We start from the raw sequence: 17,780 nt of genomic DNA, 5'->3' as shown, positions 1-17,780 counted from the left end.
TCGGGCCTCCTCGGGGCGGGCGGTGGGTCGGCGGGGCGGCGGCCATCAGCCGGCCCCGCCCTCGGGGCGGGCGCGGCCGTCCGCGGCGCGGGTGCCGTCGGGCCAGGCCGTGCGGTGGCCGGTGCCGGGGGCCGGCTCCCGGCGGTCGGTCAGGGCCGGGACGCCCCAGTCGCGGGCCACGTCGACGGTGTCCGCGCCGGGCTGGGCCGGGGGGCGGCGGATGGCGCCGGGGGTGGCGGAGAAGCGCGGGGCCGGTGCGGGCTGGGTGATGCCGCCGTGGCCGGTGAAGGTGCCGCGGGCGGCGAGGTGCGGGTGTGCGGGCGCCTCGCGCAGCGACAGTACGGGCGCCACGCAGGCGTCGGACGCCTCGAAGACGGCGGTCCACTCCTGGCGCGTACGGGTCTTGAAGCGGGCGGCGATGGCGGCGCGCAGCTCCTTCCAGGCGCCGAGGTCGTCGCGCGCGGGCGCGTCGTCCTCGATGCCGAGCAGCCGGACGAACTCCGCGTAGAAGCGCGGCTCCAGCGCGCCGACCGCCATATGGCCGCCGTCGGCGGTCTCGTAGGTGCCGTAGAACGGGGCTCCGCCGTCCAGGAGGTTGGCGCCGCGCCGGTCCTGCCAGCCGCCGGCGGCCAGCATGCCGTGGATCATCGCGGTGAGGTGGGCCGTGCCGTCGACGATGGCCGCGTCCACGACCTGGCCGCCGCCGCCTTCGGTGTGGGCGTGCCGCAGCGCGGCCAGGACGCCGACGACCAGGTACAGGGAGCCGCCCGCGTAATCGCCGAGCAGGTTGGCGGGGGCGGCGGGTGGGCCGTCGGGCGGGCCGGTCATGCCGAGGGCGCCGGTGACGGCGATGTAGCCGATGTCGTGTCCGGCGGTGGCGGCCAGCGGGCCCTGCTGGCCCCAGCCGGTCATCCGGCCGTACACCAGCCGCGGGTTGCGTTCCAGGCAGGCGTCCGGGCCGATGCCGAGCCGTTCGGCGACGCCGGGGCGGTACCCCTCGATCAGCACGTCGGCGCGCTCGACGAGGTCGAGGACCTGACCGGGCCCTTCGGCGGACTTCAGGTCCACGAGCACGGAGCGCTTGTTGCGGTTGGTGATGTCGTACGCCGGGTCGATGCCGAGGGCCGGGCCGCCGGGGCGGTCGACGCGCACCACGTCGGCGCCGAGGTCGGCCAGCAGCATCGCGGCGAACGGGCCCGGCCCGATACCGGCCAGCTCCACCACGCGCACCCCGCTCAGCGGGCCGTTCCCTGTCCCTGCCATCGGGCCCCCTGAGCTCCGCAGGACTGTGCCATTACCGAGACTGTGACACTTCTGATGTAACACTCGCGATGTTAAGAACGTGTTCCACTTTCCACAAGACCCCGAGGGCAACCGGCGGGCACCGGAAAGCCCGTGGCGGCGGTGGTCAACTCCCACCGCCGCCACGGGCCTTCGCACGCCACTTCACCAGCGGCGCGCTCCCCCGGGGGAACCGGCGACGGGACCGCGCCCGGATATGGACCGCCGCACCGTCACACCCACCGCACCCACCGCCTTGCGCTCCGGACCGGCCGTCCGCCGGTCACCGTGAAAACCACGCTAGCGGCGACCACTGACAACGGCCCGTCCGCCGATCATGGAGGGACAATGGACGGATGCCTCATACGCACCTCGCATCACCGTTGTTCGACATCAGCCACGGTCAGGGCCTCCGCCAGTTCGCCGAACTGGCCCTGGCGCTCCTGCTGTCCTCCCTCATCGGGCTGGAGCGGCAGGTACAGCAGAAGAGCGCGGGGCTGCGCACCCACACCCTCGTCGGCGTGGGCAGCGCGCTGTTCATGGAGGTCTCGGTCCACGGCTTCTACGCGCTGCTGGGCACGGACGGGGTCGCGCTGGACCCGTCCCGGGTGGCCGCGCAGATCGTCTCGGGCATCGGCTTCATCGGCGGCGGCCTGATCTTCGTGAAGAAGGACGCGGTACGGGGCCTGACGACCGCCGCGACGATCTGGCTGACCTGCGCCATCGGCATGGCGTGCGGCGGCGGCCTGCCCCTGCTGGCCCTGGGCGCGACCCTCGTCCACTTCCTCGTCGTACGCGGTTTCCCGAAGTTGTTCTCCGAGCGGCGGCGTGCGCCGTTCGTCGAGCGCGTCGAACTGCGCCTGAGCTACCGTGCACAGCACGGTCTGCTGGGCCGGATGCTGGAGATGTGCACCAGCAGCGGCTTCCAGGTGACCGACGTCCAGGTGGAGACGGGCTCGGACGACCAGGTGCCGGCCGAGGTGCTGCTGCGCCTGGAAGGCACGGGTTCGGCGCACCCGCTCGTGGAACGGCTGACGGAGCTGGACGGCGTGCGCGGAGTGTCTTTGGGGCGGGAGTCGGACCGTACGGAGTGACGGGCGAGGGCGACGGGGGAAGGGGTGGGCACGGCATGGTGAACGCGGCGTGGCAGGAGGACGGTCCGGGGGTGCTCCGGCTGCCTTCCGGGCGCACGGTCCGCGGGCGGGGCCTGCGCCGCCCGCTGCCGTCGGGCCCGGTACCGGATTTCGCCGTGTACCTGCTCGGCAAGCAGCCGCCCGAGGTCCCCTGGGAGGCCCGCTGGCTGCGCTGGCCGGACTTCCGGCTGCCCAGCGACCGCGCGCGGGCGCGGGAACTGTTCGGCGAGGTGTGGGAGCGCGCGGCGACCGAGCGTGTCGAGGTCGCCTGCGGGGGCGGCCGCGGCCGGACCGGAACGGCCCTGGCCTGCCTCGCGGTCCTGGACGGCGTGCCGGCCGGGCAGGCGGTGGACTTCGTGCGCGGCGCTTATGACCACCGGGCCGTCGAGACGCCCTGGCAGCGGCGCTACGTACGTCGCTTCGGACGCTGACCGCCGGGCTCGCCCGCCTCTTCCGGTCCGCCCCCGCCCGGCACCAGGTGATCGCCCACCACCTCCCGGTCCGCCAGGCGGGCGAGCCGTACCGGTACGTCGCCGCCCACCAGGACGATGACGACCAGCGTCAGCCCGAAGGTGAGGACGGCCAGGGCCCGGCCCAGTGTCATGCCCTCGGCGAGCCGGGCGCCGAGCACCGGGGCGACCGCCCCGCCGAGCGCGCCGACGTTGTAGACGAAGCCGAGCGAGGCGGCGCGCACCGGGGTCGGGAAGTGCCCGGCGATGTATTTCGGCAAGATGCCCGAGATGCCCTGGCCGAGGGCGAGCAGCCCGAAGAGCAGGAGCCCCAGGGCGACCAGGTTGTCCTGTACGGCGAACACCGGAAAGACGAAGGCCAGGGAGGCCAGCAGCGTGCCGGCGTACGCGCGGCGGGTGCCGAACCGGTCGCCCGTGAAGCCGGCCAGCCAGCAGCCCGCCATCGTGCCGAACCCGGCGTAGAACATCACGTCGGCGACCTGCGCGGGCGCGTACCCCAGCTCGGACTTGAGGTAGGTGGGCAGCAGCGCCTGGACGGGCCAGCTGTAGAGAAAGGCGCAGAACACGGTGACCGTCAAGGCGACGTACAGCACCCAGCCGCGCCGGCCGCCGAGCTGGACGGCGAACGCGGCTAGGCAGATCGCGGCGAGCGCCGCCAGCCAGGGCACCTGCCCCGTACCGGCCGGGGTGAAGACGCAGAAGAGGGCGGCGGAAGCGACGGCCGCGAGCACCGCGTTGAGCCATCGCCGCAAGCGCCCGGCGAACAGCGGCCGGAACGGGTTGGGGCGGCTCCCGGCAGCCGCCACCTCGGCGCTCCAGTCGCCCGCCTCCGGCAGCGACCTGCGGACCCACAGCGCGACCAGCACCGGCAGCACCCCGATCCAGAACATCCAGCGCCAGCCCCGGTTCGGCACGACCCACTGGTAGAGCTGGGCCGCGAGGACCGTGCCTCCCGCGTACCCGGATATGAGGAAGCCGGAGGCGCGGTTGCGCAGGGCGGCGGGCCAGCTCTCCAGGACGTAGGTGGCGCTGGCGCTGTACTCCCCGGCCATGCCCATGCCGATGACCAGCCGGGCGGTGAACAGGCTGGTGTAGTCCCAGGCGAAGCCGCAGGCGAAAGTCCCCAGCGAGTACAGCAGGATGCTGGTGATCATCGCGGCCTTGCGCCCGTACCGGTCGCCCAGCGCGCCGAGCAGCGCCCCGCCGAGCCAGCGGGTGATGAACGCGCCGGACACCAAGGAGGCCGCGCCCGCCGTACTCAGGCCGAAGGTGCCGGCGATCTCGGTCAGCACGAGGGTGATCAGGACGAAGTCGAAGCCGTCCAGGAGGTAGCCCACCCAGGCGGCGAACAGGGACTTCCACTGGCGCGGCGTCACCTGCCGGTACCAGGGCGCCCGCCCGCCCCTCGTCGGCTTCGACGCGCGCGGCCTCACAGCAGCCCGGCTTCCTCCAGACACCGCCGGACCCGGCCGACGGCGGCCTCGTCCAGCGGCACCTGCGGCGGCGCAGTGGCCGGGCAGTCGATGACGCCCTGGAGGTGCAGGGCCGCCTTGAAGGCGCCCAGCGCGGAGGAGTTGCGGCCCATCACCGCCGGGTCGCCCGCGTCGGTGAGCGCGAAGAGCGCGGCAAGCCGGTCCTGTTCGGCGGCGGCCTCGCGCCAGCGGCCCGCGGCGGCGTGCTCGTAGAGGCGTACGTAGCCGTGCGGATCGACGTTGCCGAGGCCGGGCACGACGCCGTGGGCACCCGCCAGCAGGGCGCCGTCCACGGTCAGCTCCGATCCGGTGAGCACGGCGAAGCCGGGTGCCTGCGCGCGCACCCGTACCAGAAGGCGCCGCAGCGCCCCGTCCTCGCCGCTGCTGTCCTTCAGACCCGCCAGCACGCCGTCCCGCGCGAGCGTGACCACCGTGTCGGCCGGCAGTTTGGTGTGCACGGCCATCGGGATGTCGTACGCGAACAGCGGCAGCCCGGCGCCGTCGCGTACCCGCCGGAAGTGGTCGGCGATCTCCGCGGGATGGGTGCGCGTGTAGTACGGGGCGGTGGCCACGATCGCGTCGGCGCCCAGGCTCCGGGCCTGCCGGGCGTGTTCCAGCACGCGCGGCGTGGTCATGTCGATGGCCCCGGCCAGGACGGGCAGCCGTCCCGCGGCGGCCTCGGCCACCGTCTCGACGACGGTACGGCGCTGCGCGTCGGTCAGGTAAGCGGCCTCCCCGCTGGAGCCGAGGACGAACAGCCCGCTCACCCCGGCCGCGGTGAGCCGGCCGGCGAGCGCGGCCAGCGAGCGGGTGTCGATCCGGCCGTCGGGGGTCAGCGGGGTGCACAGCGGCGGAACGACACCGCTGAAGGGCATGGGGAGGGGCATGGGCGAGATCTCCACATTCCGGACATCGGACGTCCCATGTTGGCGGACGTGCGGGTGAATGTGGTCCAGCCGACCAGGCGTGTCAATACCGCCCGGCCCCTCGCCGGACGAGGCCGTTCGTTGACGGGAGGTCAACCGCTGCCTAGCGTGGCGCCGCACCGGCCGCGGTACGGAACGGCCGGGAACCGAGGCGGAGGCAGGCGTGACAGGACCGCAGGAGACCGCAGCACGGCCGCACGACCTGGTGCTGTTCGGCGCCACCGGATTCGTGGGGCGGCTCACCGCCGCGTACCTGGCCCGGCACGCGCCCGCCGGCTGCCGCTGGGCACTGGCCGGCCGCGACCGCGCGAAGCTGGCACGGCTGCGCGACGATCTGGCCGCGATCGACCCGGCCTGCGCGGAACTGCCCCTGCTGTGCGCGGATGTGGACGACCCCGGCTCGCTGCGCGCGCTCGCCGCGGGCACCCGCGTGCTCGCCACGACCGTCGGCCCGTACCTCACGTACGGGGACGCGCTGGTCGCCGCCTGCGCGGAGGCCGGTACGGACTACGCCGATCTGACCGGCGAGGCCGAATTCGTCGACCGGACGTATGTACGGTATGACGCGGCGGCGCGCGCGTCCGGCGCCCGCATCGTGCACGCCTGCGGCTTCGACTGCGTGCCGGCGGACCTCGGCGTGCGCTTCACCGTCGGCCGGCTGCCGGCCGGTGTGCCGCTGCGCGTCGACGGCTTCGTACGGAGCAACGGCACCGTCTCCGGCGGCACGCTGGCCTCCGCGCTGACGACCGTCGCACGCCCGCTGGGCCTGCTGCGCGCCGCCCGCGACCGGCAGCGGCTGGAGCCGCGGCCCGCGGACCGCACGGTGCGGGCCCCGCTCGGCCGCCCGTACCGCAACGGCGCGGTACGGGCCTGGGCCCTGCCGCTGCCGACGCTCGACCCGCAGGTGGTGGCGCGCTCGGCGGCCGGGCTGGAGCAGTACGGACCGGACTTCCGCTACCGCCACTTCGCCGCCGTCAAGTGGCTGCCGGTCGCCGTGGGCGCGGTGGGCGCGGCCTCCGCGGCCTGCACGCTCGCGCAGGTGCCGCCCGCGCGCCGGTGGCTGTCCGGCCGGCTGGCGCCGGGCACCGGGCCGAGCGCGGAGCGGCGGGCGCGCAGCACGTTCAGCCTGCGGTTCGTCGGCGAGGGCGGGGGCCGGCGCGTCCTGACGGAGGTCTCGGGCGGCGACCCGGGGTACGACGAGACGGCGAAGATCCTCGCGGAGTCGGCGCTGAGCCTGGCCTTCGACGATCTGCCCGCCGCCTCCGGGCAGGTGACGACGGCGGTCGCGATGGGCGACGCGCTCACCGGGCGGCTCCGGCGGGCGGGTCTCACGTTCCGGGTGGTGGCCGAGTCCACGTCGCGGGTGGAGCGTACGGCTCCGGTGGCCTGATCGGGCGCCCGGCCGGGGAACGGTCCCAGGACGTCAGTCGGCGCGCGCCTCCGCAAGGGCGCGCCGGCACAGCGCGTCCGCGGCCCGGGTCGTCTCCGGGATGCGATACTTCGGCGCGAGGTGGAGAGTGTGCGCGCAGGCCCGGTCGAGGTCGATGCGGTGGCCGACGGACACGAACACCGGCTTGACGCCCTTCTGCGTACGCAGCGCCCGACCGACCACCTCGTCTCCCCCGTCCCCCGCCGCGCCGGAGCCGTCCACCAGCGGCGAGGACGCGCCGCGCTCCGCACCGGGCAGTTCGTAGCGCGAGGTGAACGGATTCTTGGCGACGCCGATGGTGGGCAGGCCGGTGAGCACGCCGAGGTGGCTGGCGAGGCCGAAGCGGCGCGGGTGCGCGAGCCCGTACCCGTCGCAGACCACCAGGTCCGGCGTACGGCTCAGGCGGCCGAGCGCGTCCACGACGGTGGGAATCTCCCGGAAGGCGAGCAGTCCCGGTACGTACGGGAAGGAGACCCGGCCGACGGCGGTGGCCTCCTCGACGACCGCGAGCGTGACGGCGTCCAGGGCGACGGCCGCCGCGGCCACCAGGTCGTGCTCGTCGTCGTAGGCGACGTCCACGCCGACGACCGTCCCGGCGAAGCCCGGCTCGGGCCCGGACTGCTCCCGGCGCACATGGACGCGCAGCCGGTCCTGGACCGCGAGCGCCCCGGTCTCGTCGGTGGGCCAGTGGGCCAGCTCGTCTTCGAGGTTGATCGTGCCGTCGTTCGTCATGGTGCGGCCACGGTATCGAACGGCCTGGTGGGTGAGGTGCGGTGGGCGTGGCGGCGGTGTGTGATGATGCGCGCGGTGCGCGTGTGGCGCACCGCCGAACCGCGTCCGTACGGGCGCACGGAACAAGGGGGAACGGGGATGTTCGCGATCTCGCTGGGTGACGACGGTGCCGAACTGCGGCCCCTGGAGCCGTACCACGCCGAGGAGTACCTGGCGCACATCGACCGCGGCCGGGAGTACATCGGCCGCTTCATCGGGCTGGCGGACGCCTGCGCCGATCTCGACTCCACACGGGCGTTCCTGCGGTCGTACGCGGAGAAGGCGGCGGACGACAGCGGGCGGCTGTACGGGATCTGGACGGCGGACGGCACGCTCGTCGGCGGCGTCCTGTTCCGTACCTTCGACGCCGCGGCCGGGACCTGCGAGGTCGGCTGCTGGCTGGAGGAGGCGGCCGTCGGGCGCGGACTGGTGACCCGGGCGATCCAGGTGATCGTCGACTGGGCGGTCGAGGTACGCGGCATCCACCGCGTGGAGTGGATCGCCGCGTCCGGCAACACCGCGAGCCTGAAGGTGGCCGAGCGGCTCGGGCTGGTGCGCGACGGGGTGCAGCGGGAGAAGTACGCGCGCGGCGGCGTACGCCACGACGTGGAGATCTGGTCGGTGCTCGCGCCGGAGTGGCGGGAGAAGCGGGCGGGCGTGCGCTGATCGCAGACGTGCGGCTGCCGGGTGCACGACGGCGGCCGGCGGCCACCGCTGACCGGTGCGGCCGGACCGGTCAGGCCGTCGGCGGCGCCGCGGGCGGCAGGTCCTCCAGGAGGGTGCCGAGCGCGCCGGTGACCAGCGCGCACACCTCGTCCGGGTCGGCGTCGGCGAGCGGCTGCTTGCCGACGACCACCCGCATGAGGCCGATGCCGAGCATCCACGAGAGGGCGAGATCGGCGCGCAGCCCGCGGTCGGCGGCGGTGCTGAGCGTCGCGAGCACCCGCGCGTAGTCGTCGCCCATCTCCCGTACCGCGGTGGTGATCTCGTCGCTGTCGCCGATCGAGCGCAGGAACGTCTCCAGCGCCCGGTCCCCCGCCTCCTCGCCGCGGCGGCCGAGCATGCCGCGCAGGGCCACCTCGAACAGCTCCGCGGGCGGGGTGCTGTGCAGCTGTTCCTGGCCGCCGCGCGCCACCACTTCGCCGAACAGCGCCTTCTTGGAGCCGAAGTAGCGGAAGAGCAGCGCCTGGTTGACCCCGGCCCGCTCCGCGATGTCGCGTACGGTCGCCCGCTCGTACCCCCGCTCGGCGAACAGCGCCGCCGCGGCCTCCAGGAGCAGCAGCCGGGTGCCCTGCGCCCCGCGACGGCGCGCCCCGGCGCCGCCCTCCGGCCCGGCCGGCCCATTCGCCGCGTCCGGCCCGCCCCGCGCGCATCCCGTATCGGTCACCGTCCCGGCCCACGTCTCGTTCCCGGTCATCCGCGTACTCCTTCCGCTGTGCCTGCGCACGCTCTGCCTGCACCGGCTCTCCCCGTACACGCTCTCCGTACACGCGCCCCTGTACCGCGGCCGCCGACCCGACGCCCCGCCAGCAGGCGGATCACGCAAGGCCGTTGACCGTACCAAGAGCCCCCCTCTAGTTTGTAAGCAGCTGCTTACACGAGGGAGGCCCCGGTGACCACAGCCGACACGATGCCCCTTGCCTACCCGTTCAACGACGCCGACGGACTGGCCCTGTCCGAGATCTACGAGCAGGTCCGCGACCGGCCCGGACTGCTGCGGGTACAGATGGCGTACGGCGAACCGGCCTGGCTCGCCACCCGTTACGCCGACGCCCGGCTGGTGCTCGGCGACCGGCGCTTCAGCCGCGCGGAAGGGCTCGAACGCGACGAGCCGCGGCAGTCGGAGGGCCAGCGGGACAGCGGGATACTGAGCATGGACCCGCCCGACCACACCCGCCTGCGCACCCTGGTCGCCAAGGCGTTCACCGTCCACCAGGTGGAGAAACTGCGGCCGTGGGTGCGCGAGCTGACGCACGGCCTGATCGACGAACTGGAGGCCGCGGGCCCGCCCGTGGACCTCGTGGACCGCTACGCGCTGCCCATCCCGGTCGCGGTGATCTGCCGGATGCTCGGCGTACCCGAGGAGGACCGGCCCAAGTTCCGCAAGTGGAGCGACGCCGCGCTGTCCACCAGCTCGCTGACGGCCGAGGAGTTCGACGCCAACCGCGAGGAACTGCGCGCCTACATGGCGAAGTTGATCGAGGATCACCGCGTGACGCCGCGGGACGACCTGATGACGCGGCTGATCGAGGCCCGGGACGTCGGCGACCGGCTGTCCGAGCTGGAGCTGATCGACCTGTGCGTCGGCATCCTGGTCGCCGGGCACGAGACGACGGCCACCCAGATCCCCAACTTCGTCCTGTCGCTGCTGGACCACCCGGGCGAGCTGGCGCGGCTGCGCGCCGAGCCCGCGCTGGTCAAGAGCGCCGTCGAGGAACTGCTGCGCTTCGTACCGCTCGGCAGCGGTGCGGGCTTCCCGCGCTACGCCACCGAGGACATCGAGGTGGGCGGCACACTCGTCCGCGCGGGTGAACCGGTGCTGGTCGCCGTCGGCGCGGCCAACCGGGACGCACTGCGCTTCGACGAGCCCGGCACCCTCGACATCGCCCGCGACGGCAACCAGCACCTCGGCTTCGGACACGGTGTGCACCACTGCCTCGGCGCGCCGCTGGCCCGGCTGGAGCTCCAGGAGGCGCTGATCGCCCTGATCACCCGCTTCCCCGGGCTGCATGTGGCCGGGGACGTGGTGTGGAAGGACCAGATGCTGGTCCGCGGCCCGCGCGTGATGCCGGTGGGGTGGTGAGCCGGATGACGTGGAAGGCGGCGATCGACGGACAGCAGTGCATGGCGTCCGGCATGTGCGCCGGCATCGCCCCGGACCTCTTCGTCCTGGACGGCCCGCACGCCCGGCCGCTCCAGGAGGAGATCCCCGAGGACGAGGCCGCGCTGGACGCGGCGGACTCCTGCCCCGCCATGGCGATCCTGATCCGGGACGGGGAGAAGGTGATCGGGCCGCGGCCTTGAGAAGGCGTTGCGGGGGCGGGGCAGGCTGCGGCCTGAAAGGTGCCCGAAGTGGGGACGGGCCGTGGACCTGTGGGCATCGGCGGTCCATGGCCGTCGTACGGGAAGGCCGGGACCTCGGTTCCGTACGGTTGGGCGGGCAGGCCGCAGCCGTAGGGAACCCGTGTCCGCGCCGCGCCTGACGTGCGCCCGGCCGGGGGGCGGACACCTGCTCTCCCGAACGGCCTACACCGGCCCCGCCGCCCCTCACCCGTCTGTCCCTGCCGGACGCGGACAAATCGCTGACCGCCCCTCAGCGCAGTGACCTGCCACAACGCCGCCCGGCGGGGGCCGACACGCCGGGCGGGCGCACTGTACCTGACGGGCCCTCACCGGGCGGGGACGGCGCGCCGCCGCTTGTCTCGAATGCGTCAGCGCGGATCCATCCGATCTCGCCGCGGCGTACCCGCGCCGCCTCCGCGCTGCCGGAGGATCACCATGCGTTCCACTCGCGTCATCGCCGCATCCGGTCTGACCATCGCCGCACTGGGCCTGTCGACCGGCGCCGCGTTCGCCAAGCCGGTGGCCACCACCTCGCCGAAGCTCTCGGGACCGGGCGGCGCCGTCACCGTCACCGTCACCTGCGACACGGGCAAGGCCGGCCGTATCGCCGCCTCCTCGCAGGGGTTCCGCAGCGGCACCGTCTGGCTGTACCGCACCCACCGGCACGGCAAGACCTACCGCGGCACCGCCCGGGTCGCGAACCAGCTCAGCGGCGGCCCCCACAACCTCGGCCGCTACTCCAGCTGGGGCGTGAACGGCAACTGCCCCGACGGCAAGCAGTGGATGACCAGCTTCCGGACCGACGCCAAGCTGCCCAAGGGCAAGGTGCGCACGGGCGTCGGCGGCACCAGCGAGGACTCCAACACCACGGAGATCGTCGCGGGCGCCGCGGTGCTGGCCACGGCCGCCATCGGCGGCACCTACTTCCTGCGCCGCCGCCAGAACAACCAGTCCTAGACGGCGCCGGAAGCCACGCACACGGCGGCATCCCGGGCCGCTGTGCCCCGTCGGGTCCCACCTCCCGCCCGGCAGGGGCACAGCGGCCGCACCACGGACCGTGCGGCTCCGGCGGCGTCGCGGTCAGCGCCGCTTACGATGGCACTCATGTTCGTACTGGAGCTGACCTACACCGCGCCGCTGGAGCGCGTCGACGCCGCCCTGCCCGACCACGTGGAGTGGCTGAAGAGGAACTACGCGGCCGGGCACTTCATCGCCGCGGGCCGCAAGGTGCCGCGCGACGGCGGCGTCATCCTCGCGTCCGTGCCGGACCGGGCGACGGCGGAGCGGATCGTCGCGGAGGACCCCTTCACCGTCGCGGGCGTCTGCGACTACCGGATCACCGAGTTCGTGGCGACCACGACGGCGCCGGAACTGGAGCGGTACAGGGAGCAGCTGCCGTCCTGAGGTTTTCAGCGGAGCAGCCCCCCGATCTCTTCGTGCAGCTCGACCGGCACCCGGATGTCCCACCGCGACACCGCCTCGGCGGCCAGTTCCCGGCTCCACTGCCAGCTGGCCCGCGCCGCCGTACGTACGGCCGGGAGCACGGCGGGAGCGGTGGTCGCGGTGTAACGGTCGCGGTCGGCGGCGGGCAGGTCCTGTTCCAGAGCGCGGCTGGGCGTCAGCCAGTGTGTGGTGGACCCGCGCAGCAGGCGGCACAGCTGAAGCTGCTGCGGGGCGACGACCGTATGCAGAAGAGCATGTGCGCGAGCGGTCTCACCACGGCCCAGGACGTGGGCGAGCATCAACGTCCAGTTGGCGAGTTCGTCGGCGAGCTGCTGAGCGGTCGGGCCGGGCTCGGGCGGGCAGCGGTCGGCAAGGCGACGGGCCGCGATGGTCAGCCGGCCGCTGCGGTCCAGCAGTACGGCGGCGCCGGGGTCCGGCAGATGCACCATGCCGCGCCAGGTGGGCACCTCGTCGATCCCCGTCCCGGCGGCGACGACGTGGAACTCGCCGCGCATCAGATCGTCGAAGACGACAGCCAGGATCCCGTACATATTGGTGTACGCCAGTTTCAGCGGCGCCAGACGGCCGACGAACTCCACCCCGTCGAAGGTGTCGGCATGCGCGTCGCGGACGTACAGATACGCCTCGATGTCGGAGTGGGCATCGGCTTCCCCGAGGGTCCACGACCCGTAGAGCAGCACCCCCTCCAGCCGGGGCTCGGCCTCGGCCAGCTCACGCAGGCGGGCGATGCGGCGGTCGAGGGCGGGACAGGGCGATGCGGGGTGGTGGCGTGTGTGTGCCATGGGTTCGGTCTCCTGAGCAGACGGTCGGGCATACGGACATACGGAACCGGCCCGGCGGTGTGACGCCGGGCGGCCAGGTCGCGGAACTCGTCCGTCTGCTCAGATGAAGATGCCCATGGGGGCATGGTGCCAGGAGTGATCGGCGGCGGGCCACCGGATTTCGGTGTACGGAGGCGGACCGCCGATCGCCCGTCCCACCCGCTTCGTTACGCGGCGGGAGACGGCCAGCGGCCCCCATTGATCCAGTAGCCCTGGATCTCTTCCAGTTGGCGGCCCTTGGTCTCCGGGGCGGTGGCCGCGGCGAAGACGAGGGCGGCGAGGGCGAGGAGGCCGAGGCCGGCGAAGGTGGTGGCGGCGCCTGCCCAGGCCATCAGGGAGGGGAAGAACTGGGCGATGAGGAGGTTGGCGACGAGGTCGGCCGTGAGCATCGCCGACGCGCCGGTGGAGCGCAGCTGGGCGGGGAACGCCTCGCCCGCGTACACCCAGATCAGGGAGCCGAAGCCGAAGTTGAAGGCGGCGGTGAAGAGCAGGATGGCGCCGAAGCCGATCCAGATGGTGGTGCCCTGCGGGTCGCCGAAGCCGAAGACGGCGGTCAGCACGGCGAGCATGGCCGTCATCGTGGCGATGCCGGAGAGCAGGACGACGCGCCGGCCGAGCCGGTCGATGATGAGGATGGCCAGGACGGTCGCGGCCAGGGAGGCCAGCTGGACGAAGGACGGCAGCAGGAAGTTCTGCCCGTCGCCGGTGAAGCCCATCTCCTCGAAGATCTGCGGGCTGTAGTACGTCACGGCGTTGATACCGGTGATCTGGCAGAAGAAGCCGAGGCCGATGACGAAGAGCGTGGCGCGGGCGTACGGCTTGCGCAGCAGCGAGCGCAGTGAACCGCCGCTCTCCTCGGCCAGCGCGGCACGCACCGCCTCGGTCTCCGCCCGCGGGTCCACGTCGGGGTCGGTCAGCGCCATGACCTCGACGGCCTTTTCCGTGCGCCCCTTGAGGACGTACCAGCGCGGTGTGTCGGGCAGCCGGAACAGCGGGATCAGCACGAGCGCGGCCGGGATGGCGGACAGGCCGAGCATCAGCCGCCAGTGGCCGCCGCCGGACAGGCCCCAGTTCACGAAGTACGTCAGGGCGATGCCCGCGACCGTGGCGACCTGGTACGCGGCCACGGACGCGCCGCGTGTACGGGCCGGGGTGGACTCGGCGATGTACAGCGGGGCCGCCACGATCGAGATGCCGATGGCGATGCCGAGCAGGAAGCGCACCACGTCCAGAATCACGACGTTCGGCGCGAGGGCGGACAGTGCCACGAAGACGGTGTAGGACCCGGCGACGATCAGCATGGCGGCCTTGCGGCCCAGCGCGTCCGCCAGTTTGCCGCCGAGCAGCGCGCCCACGATCGAACCGAACACCAGGATGCTGTTTACCAGGCCCTTTTCGGTGTCGGTGAGGTGGAAGTCCTTGCTCAGGAACACCAGGGCGCCGGAGATGCTGCCGGTGTCGTAGCCGTAGATCACGCCGACGACGGCGCCGGTGAGGGCGAAGAGCCGGCCGGTGCGGCGGGGCGGCGGGCCGGGCGGCGGCGATGACGGTGGCTGCGTGGAGCGCGTTGCAACGGACATGGGAAGTCCTTTGTGACGACTGTCGGCGGAACGGCCTTGCTGCGTGACGATCACTGCGACAGCCACCGGTGGGCGGCCGGGACCGGACGCACCGCCCGGTGCCAGCACTGGCTGCACTGCCTGACGGCCGCCGCCCCACTGCGGCTGCATGAGTGATCCTGCGAGTATTCGGCTCCTTTCATGCATGTGTCAACAGTCACCTGAGGCGACCAGGTGTTCGCCACAGTTCCTGCAGGTAGCGCTAGTTCGTGCAGCATCCCTTCCCACCCTGCCCGGATGTCCCACCCTTACGAGGGATGGATTACGACACAGGGCGTGCGTAGAGTTGTTCGTAAGCAAGCATGATGTTGCAAGTTCACGCAGACAGCAGCTGGAGGGTGTCGTGGGCGGGACCTCGTACATGGAGCAGGAGCTGCGCAGCCAGCCCGGGACGTGGCGGGAGGCCGCGAGGATCGGCGGCGCCGACGGCCCGCTGCCCGGGGCGGGCCGGCGCGTCGCGGTGGTGGGCTGCGGCACCTCGTGGTTCATGGCGCAGGCGTACGCGGCCCTGCGCGAGGGCGCCGGGCTCGGCGTGACGGACGCATTCGCCGCCTCGGAGGCGTTCCTCGGCGCCGACCGCGGTTACGACACCGTCCTGGCGATCACGCGTTCCGGGACCACGACGGAGGTGCTGCGCGTCCTGGAGGAGGTCAAGGGGCGCATTCCGACCGTGACGGTGCTCGGCGACCCCGACACCCCCGCCACCGGCCTGTCGGACGCCACCGTCCCGCTGCCCTTCGCCGACGAGCGGTCCGTGGTGCAGACCCGGTTCGCGACAACCGCGCTCGCACTGCTGCGGGCCCACCTCGGCGCGGACCTGACCGACGCGGTGCGCGACGCGGAGGAGGCGCTGACCGCACCCGTGGAGAAGGAGTGGCTGGACGCCGAGCAGTTCTCCTTCCTGGGCACGGGCTGGACGTACGGCCTGGCCAACGAGGCGGCGCTGAAGATGCGCGAGGCGTCGCAGAGCTGGACGGAGTCCTACCCCGCGATGGAGTACCGCCACGGCCCGATCTCCATAGCGGCCCCGGGCCGCGTCACCTGGGTGTTCGGCGAAATCCCGGAGGGCCTGGAGGCCGACGTCGCCCGCACCGGCGCCCGCTTCGTCCACCACGACCGCGACCCGCTGGCCGACCTCGTCCTGGTCCAGCGCATCGCCCTGGCACGGGCCCGGGCCCGCGGCCTGGACCCGGACAACCCGCGGAGCCTGACGCGGTCGGTGATGCTCACGGCCGGGGAGGGGGCAACCGGGTAGGGGCGGGTTCCCCTCCCCCGCCTCTTCCCCCAACCACCCCGCCCCGCAAGGGAGTCAGGTTCCATGTCGCTTGTTCCTACCTCTTCCATCGTCACCGCCGCGCGTGAGGCGCGGGCCGGTGCGGCGGCGTTCAACGTCATCCATCTGGAGACCGCCGAAGCGCTCGTCGCGGCTGCCGAGCGCACCGGGCTCCCGGTCATCCTGGGGATCAGCGAGAACTGCATCCGCTACCACGGCAGCCTGCTGCCCATCGTCCGGGCCACGCTCGCACTCGCCGAGGCGTCCAGTGCCCGGGTCGCCGTGCACCTGGACCACATCACCGAAGCGGAGCTGGTGCGTGCGGGCGTCGAGGCCGGGGTGCGGTCGGTGATGGTGGACGCGTCGGCGCTGCCGTACGAGCAGAACGTCGCCGCCACGGCGGAGCTGACCGCCTGGTGCCACGAGCGTGGCGCCTACGTCGAGGCCGAGCTGGGCGAGGTCGGCGGCAAGGACGGTGTGCACGCGCCCGGCGCCCGTACGGACCCCGACGAGGCGCTGGCGTTCGTCCGGGCGACCGGGGTGGACGCGCTGGCGGTCGCCGTCGGCTCGTCCCACGCGATGCACGAGCGCACCGCCGTCCTGGACAAGGAGCTGATCGCCGCGCTGGCCGCGAAGCTGCCGGTGCCGCTGGTGCTGCACGGCTCCTCCGGCGTGCCGGACGACGAGCTGCGCCGGGCCATCGCGGCCGGCATGACGAAGATCAATATCTCCACCCATCTGGTCTCCGTCTTCACCCGCAGCATCCGGGACACCCTGGACGCGGACCCGGCCCTCGTCGACTCGCGGAAGTACGTGAAGCCGGCCAGGGAAGCGGTCACCCGGGAAGCCGCGCGGCTGCTGGCCGTACTCGGCGCCCCGGCCGCGGTCCCGGGCCAGTCGACCGCCGCGGAGGCGCCTGTGCAGGGGTGAGGGAATGCGGGGCGCGGGGAGCACTGCCGCGGACCGGCGCGAAGGGCTGTGAACCGGAGCGAAGGGCCGCGAACCGGCGCGAACCGATGTGGAGGTGTGCGCAGGCACTCAGGGGCGTGCGCCGGTCGTGCGGAAGGGAGCGGAGCGGCGGCAGGCATGGCGCCCCCTCCGGCATATGACGCGAAAACGCTTGCGTACCCTCGCACCACGGGTGGGCGCGGCTCCCGCCCGCCCTTCGCCCCGGCCGTTCGTCGGGCTCCCCGATATCACGCAGGCCGCCGGAAAGGACTTAGGCTCGCGCCATGAACCGCCATGAACGGATGAACGCCCTCCTGGAGCTGCTCGGCGAACGCGGCCGGGTGGAGGTCGAGGAGGCCGCGACCCAGCTGGAGGTGTCCGCCGCGACCATGCGGCGCGACATGGACGCGCTGGCCGACCAGCAGCTGCTGACCCGTACCCGGGGCGGCGCGGTGCTCAGCTCGGTGGCGTACGACCTGCCCATCCGTTACAAGCGGGCGCACCGCGCCGACGAGAAGGAGGCGGTGGCGCAGGCGGCGGCGAAGCTGGTCGAGCGCGGCGACGTGGTCGGCCTGAGCGGCGGCACCACGACCACGGAGATCGCCCGGGTGCTGGCCACCCGGCCGGACTTCGCCGAGGCCGGGCCGCAGCCGCACCTGACCATCGTCACCAACTCGCTGAACATCGCCAACGAACTCGCCGTACGCCCGCAGATCAAGATCGTGCTGACCGGCGGCGTGGCGCACTCCCGGTCGTTCGAACTGGTCGGCCCGTTCAGCGAGCTGGTCCTCCAGCAGATCTCCGTGGACATCGCCTTCATCGGCGCCAACGGGATGGACCCGGTGATGGGCGCGACCGTGCACGACGAGGCGGAGGCCCGGGTCAACCGCCTGATGGCCGAACGGGCCCGGCGTGCCGTGGTGGTGGCGGACTCCTCGAAGATCGGCGCGCGCTGCTTCGCCCGGGTCGGCGCCGCGGACGTCTTCGACACCCTCATCACGGACAGCGGCGCGAAGGAGTCCGTCCGGCGGGAGTTCGGCGAGCGGGGCCTGCGCGTGGTCGCCGCCCGGACAACCACCGCGGACGACTGAGTTCCCCTCTGAGTTCCCC

At 73.2% G+C, this 17,780-nt stretch carries 18 protein-coding genes; 11 read left to right on the top strand and 7 right to left on the bottom strand.

Annotated features, from left to right (window positions below; genetic code table 11):
• Window positions 1–45: 45 nt before the first annotated feature.
• Window positions 46–1,263, bottom strand: a complete 1,218-nt coding sequence (locus tag IH45_RS0125505; RefSeq protein ID WP_078897778.1) for a CaiB/BaiF CoA transferase family protein — start codon at window positions 1,261–1,263, stop codon at window positions 46–48.
• A gap of 374 nt (window positions 1,264–1,637) precedes the next feature.
• Here IH45_RS0125505 and IH45_RS0125500 point away from each other — a divergent pair, with 374 nt between their 5' ends.
• The gene (locus IH45_RS0125500; protein ID WP_030672882.1) at window positions 1,638–2,375 is read left to right on the top strand and encodes an MgtC/SapB family protein; all 738 of its coding nucleotides are present in this window, start codon (window positions 1,638–1,640) and stop codon (window positions 2,373–2,375) included.
• Window positions 2,376–2,410: 35 nt separating this feature from the next.
• Window positions 2,411–2,845 (top strand): phosphatase domain-containing protein, encoded by a 435-nt coding sequence (locus tag IH45_RS0125495; RefSeq protein ID WP_030672881.1) that lies wholly within the window; start codon window positions 2,411–2,413, stop codon window positions 2,843–2,845.
• Here IH45_RS0125495 and IH45_RS0125490 read toward each other — a convergent pair.
• Together IH45_RS0125490 and IH45_RS0125485 are read right to left on the bottom strand one after the other, a co-directional pair.
• Window positions 2,821–4,317 (bottom strand): sialate:H+ symport family MFS transporter, encoded by a 1,497-nt coding sequence (locus IH45_RS0125490; protein WP_078897777.1) that lies wholly within the window; start codon window positions 4,315–4,317, stop codon window positions 2,821–2,823. The genes IH45_RS0125495 and IH45_RS0125490 overlap by 25 nt on opposite strands.
• Window positions 4,314–5,243, bottom strand: a complete 930-nt coding sequence (locus IH45_RS0125485; protein ID WP_030672874.1) for a dihydrodipicolinate synthase family protein — start codon at window positions 5,241–5,243, stop codon at window positions 4,314–4,316. The genes IH45_RS0125490 and IH45_RS0125485 overlap by 4 nt, the downstream gene beginning before the upstream one ends.
• 202 nt (window positions 5,244–5,445) lie before the next feature.
• Here IH45_RS0125485 and IH45_RS0125480 point away from each other — a divergent pair, with 202 nt between their 5' ends.
• Window positions 5,446–6,672, top strand: a complete 1,227-nt coding sequence (locus IH45_RS0125480) for a saccharopine dehydrogenase family protein (RefSeq protein WP_050515174.1) — start codon at window positions 5,446–5,448, stop codon at window positions 6,670–6,672.
• Window positions 6,673–6,705: 33 nt separating this feature from the next.
• On the opposite strand, the gene IH45_RS0125475 is transcribed toward IH45_RS0125480, so the two are convergent.
• Window positions 6,706–7,443 (bottom strand): endonuclease V, encoded by a 738-nt coding sequence (locus IH45_RS0125475; RefSeq protein ID WP_030672868.1) that lies wholly within the window; start codon window positions 7,441–7,443, stop codon window positions 6,706–6,708.
• Window positions 7,444–7,581: 138 nt separating this feature from the next.
• Between IH45_RS0125475 and IH45_RS0125470 the strand changes: the two genes are divergently transcribed.
• Window positions 7,582–8,148 (top strand): GNAT family N-acetyltransferase, encoded by a 567-nt coding sequence (locus IH45_RS0125470; protein WP_030672864.1) that lies wholly within the window; start codon window positions 7,582–7,584, stop codon window positions 8,146–8,148.
• Between the two features lie 70 nt (window positions 8,149–8,218).
• Here the strand turns inward: IH45_RS0125470 and IH45_RS0125465 are convergent, their stop codons facing one another.
• Complete coding sequence (locus IH45_RS0125465) at window positions 8,219–8,899, bottom strand: TetR/AcrR family transcriptional regulator (protein WP_030672861.1); 681 nt, start codon at window positions 8,897–8,899, stop codon at window positions 8,219–8,221.
• Between the two features lie 195 nt (window positions 8,900–9,094).
• Here IH45_RS0125465 and IH45_RS0125460 point away from each other — a divergent pair, with 195 nt between their 5' ends.
• The 4 genes from IH45_RS0125460 to IH45_RS0125445 all read left to right on the top strand — a co-directional run bounded on the left by IH45_RS0125460 (window position 9,095) and on the right by IH45_RS0125445 (window position 11,949).
• Window positions 9,095–10,285: a cytochrome P450 gene (locus tag IH45_RS0125460; RefSeq protein WP_030672859.1), complete on the top strand. Its 1,191-nt coding sequence runs from the start codon at window positions 9,095–9,097 to the stop codon at window positions 10,283–10,285.
• Between the two features lie 5 nt (window positions 10,286–10,290).
• Entirely contained in the window at window positions 10,291–10,506 is a 216-nt protein-coding gene (locus IH45_RS0125455) for a ferredoxin (RefSeq protein ID WP_030672857.1), read from the top strand.
• A gap of 474 nt (window positions 10,507–10,980) precedes the next feature.
• Complete coding sequence (locus IH45_RS0125450; RefSeq protein WP_030672854.1) at window positions 10,981–11,502, top strand: hypothetical protein; 522 nt, start codon at window positions 10,981–10,983, stop codon at window positions 11,500–11,502.
• 147 nt (window positions 11,503–11,649) lie between these two features.
• Window positions 11,650–11,949: a YciI family protein gene (locus IH45_RS0125445; RefSeq protein WP_030672851.1), complete on the top strand. Its 300-nt coding sequence runs from the start codon at window positions 11,650–11,652 to the stop codon at window positions 11,947–11,949.
• A gap of 5 nt (window positions 11,950–11,954) precedes the next feature.
• On the opposite strand, the gene IH45_RS0125440 is transcribed toward IH45_RS0125445, so the two are convergent.
• Together IH45_RS0125440 and IH45_RS0125430 are read right to left on the bottom strand one after the other, a co-directional pair.
• Window positions 11,955–12,791, bottom strand: coding sequence for a nucleotidyltransferase family protein (locus IH45_RS0125440; protein ID WP_030672848.1), 837 nt, complete (start codon window positions 12,789–12,791; stop codon window positions 11,955–11,957).
• A gap of 206 nt (window positions 12,792–12,997) precedes the next feature.
• Window positions 12,998–14,410 (bottom strand): sugar porter family MFS transporter, encoded by a 1,413-nt coding sequence (locus IH45_RS0125430; RefSeq protein ID WP_030672845.1) that lies wholly within the window; start codon window positions 14,408–14,410, stop codon window positions 12,998–13,000.
• Between the two features lie 382 nt (window positions 14,411–14,792).
• Here IH45_RS0125430 and IH45_RS0125420 point away from each other — a divergent pair, with 382 nt between their 5' ends.
• The 3 genes from IH45_RS0125420 (at window position 14,793) to IH45_RS0125410 (ending at window position 17,761) form a co-directional block, all read left to right on the top strand.
• Window positions 14,793–15,704, top strand: a complete 912-nt coding sequence (locus IH45_RS0125420) for an SIS domain-containing protein (RefSeq protein WP_107058722.1) — start codon at window positions 14,793–14,795, stop codon at window positions 15,702–15,704.
• Window positions 15,705–15,767: 63 nt separating this feature from the next.
• Window positions 15,768–16,652 (top strand): class II fructose-bisphosphate aldolase, encoded by an 885-nt coding sequence (locus IH45_RS0125415; protein WP_030672841.1) that lies wholly within the window; start codon window positions 15,768–15,770, stop codon window positions 16,650–16,652.
• 302 nt (window positions 16,653–16,954) lie between these two features.
• Window positions 16,955–17,761 carry a DeoR/GlpR family DNA-binding transcription regulator gene (locus IH45_RS0125410; protein ID WP_030672839.1) on the top strand — a complete coding sequence of 269 codons (807 nt, stop codon included), beginning with the start codon at window positions 16,955–16,957 and terminating at the stop codon, window positions 17,759–17,761.
• Window positions 17,762–17,780: the final 19 nt, after the last annotated feature.

This window comes from Streptomyces rimosus subsp. rimosus, from assembly GCF_000720725.1.
Lineage (GTDB): Bacteria > Actinomycetota > Actinomycetes > Streptomycetales > Streptomycetaceae > Streptomyces > Streptomyces rimosus_A.
This window is presented reverse-complemented; position numbering and strand designations above follow the sequence as displayed.

What these genes read in the sequence shown, in the direction of transcription:
- IH45_RS0125440 (WP_030672848.1), bottom strand. Translation starts at nt 12,791, where the DNA reads ATGGCACACACACGCCACCACCCCGCATCGCCCTGTCCCGCCCTCGAC.
- IH45_RS0125500 (WP_030672882.1), top strand. Translation starts at nt 1,638, where the DNA reads ATGCCTCATACGCACCTCGCATCACCGTTGTTCGACATCAGCCACGGT.
- IH45_RS0125475 (WP_030672868.1), bottom strand. Translation starts at nt 7,443, where the DNA reads ATGACGAACGACGGCACGATCAACCTCGAAGACGAGCTGGCCCACTGG.
- IH45_RS0125505 (WP_078897778.1), bottom strand. Translation starts at nt 1,263, where the DNA reads ATGGCAGGGACAGGGAACGGCCCGCTGAGCGGGGTGCGCGTGGTGGAG.
- IH45_RS0125465 (WP_030672861.1), bottom strand. Translation starts at nt 8,899, where the DNA reads ATGACCGGGAACGAGACGTGGGCCGGGACGGTGACCGATACGGGATGC.
- IH45_RS0125495 (WP_030672881.1), top strand. Translation starts at nt 2,411, where the DNA reads ATGGTGAACGCGGCGTGGCAGGAGGACGGTCCGGGGGTGCTCCGGCTG.
- IH45_RS0125415 (WP_030672841.1), top strand. Translation starts at nt 15,768, where the DNA reads ATGTCGCTTGTTCCTACCTCTTCCATCGTCACCGCCGCGCGTGAGGCG.
- IH45_RS0125470 (WP_030672864.1), top strand. Translation starts at nt 7,582, where the DNA reads ATGTTCGCGATCTCGCTGGGTGACGACGGTGCCGAACTGCGGCCCCTG.
- IH45_RS0125430 (WP_030672845.1), bottom strand. Translation starts at nt 14,410, where the DNA reads ATGTCCGTTGCAACGCGCTCCACGCAGCCACCGTCATCGCCGCCGCCC.
- IH45_RS0125445 (WP_030672851.1), top strand. Translation starts at nt 11,650, where the DNA reads ATGTTCGTACTGGAGCTGACCTACACCGCGCCGCTGGAGCGCGTCGAC.
- IH45_RS0125485 (WP_030672874.1), bottom strand. Translation starts at nt 5,243, where the DNA reads ATGCCCCTCCCCATGCCCTTCAGCGGTGTCGTTCCGCCGCTGTGCACC.
- IH45_RS0125450 (WP_030672854.1), top strand. Translation starts at nt 10,981, where the DNA reads ATGCGTTCCACTCGCGTCATCGCCGCATCCGGTCTGACCATCGCCGCA.
- IH45_RS0125455 (WP_030672857.1), top strand. Translation starts at nt 10,291, where the DNA reads ATGACGTGGAAGGCGGCGATCGACGGACAGCAGTGCATGGCGTCCGGC.
- IH45_RS0125410 (WP_030672839.1), top strand. Translation starts at nt 16,955, where the DNA reads ATGAACCGCCATGAACGGATGAACGCCCTCCTGGAGCTGCTCGGCGAA.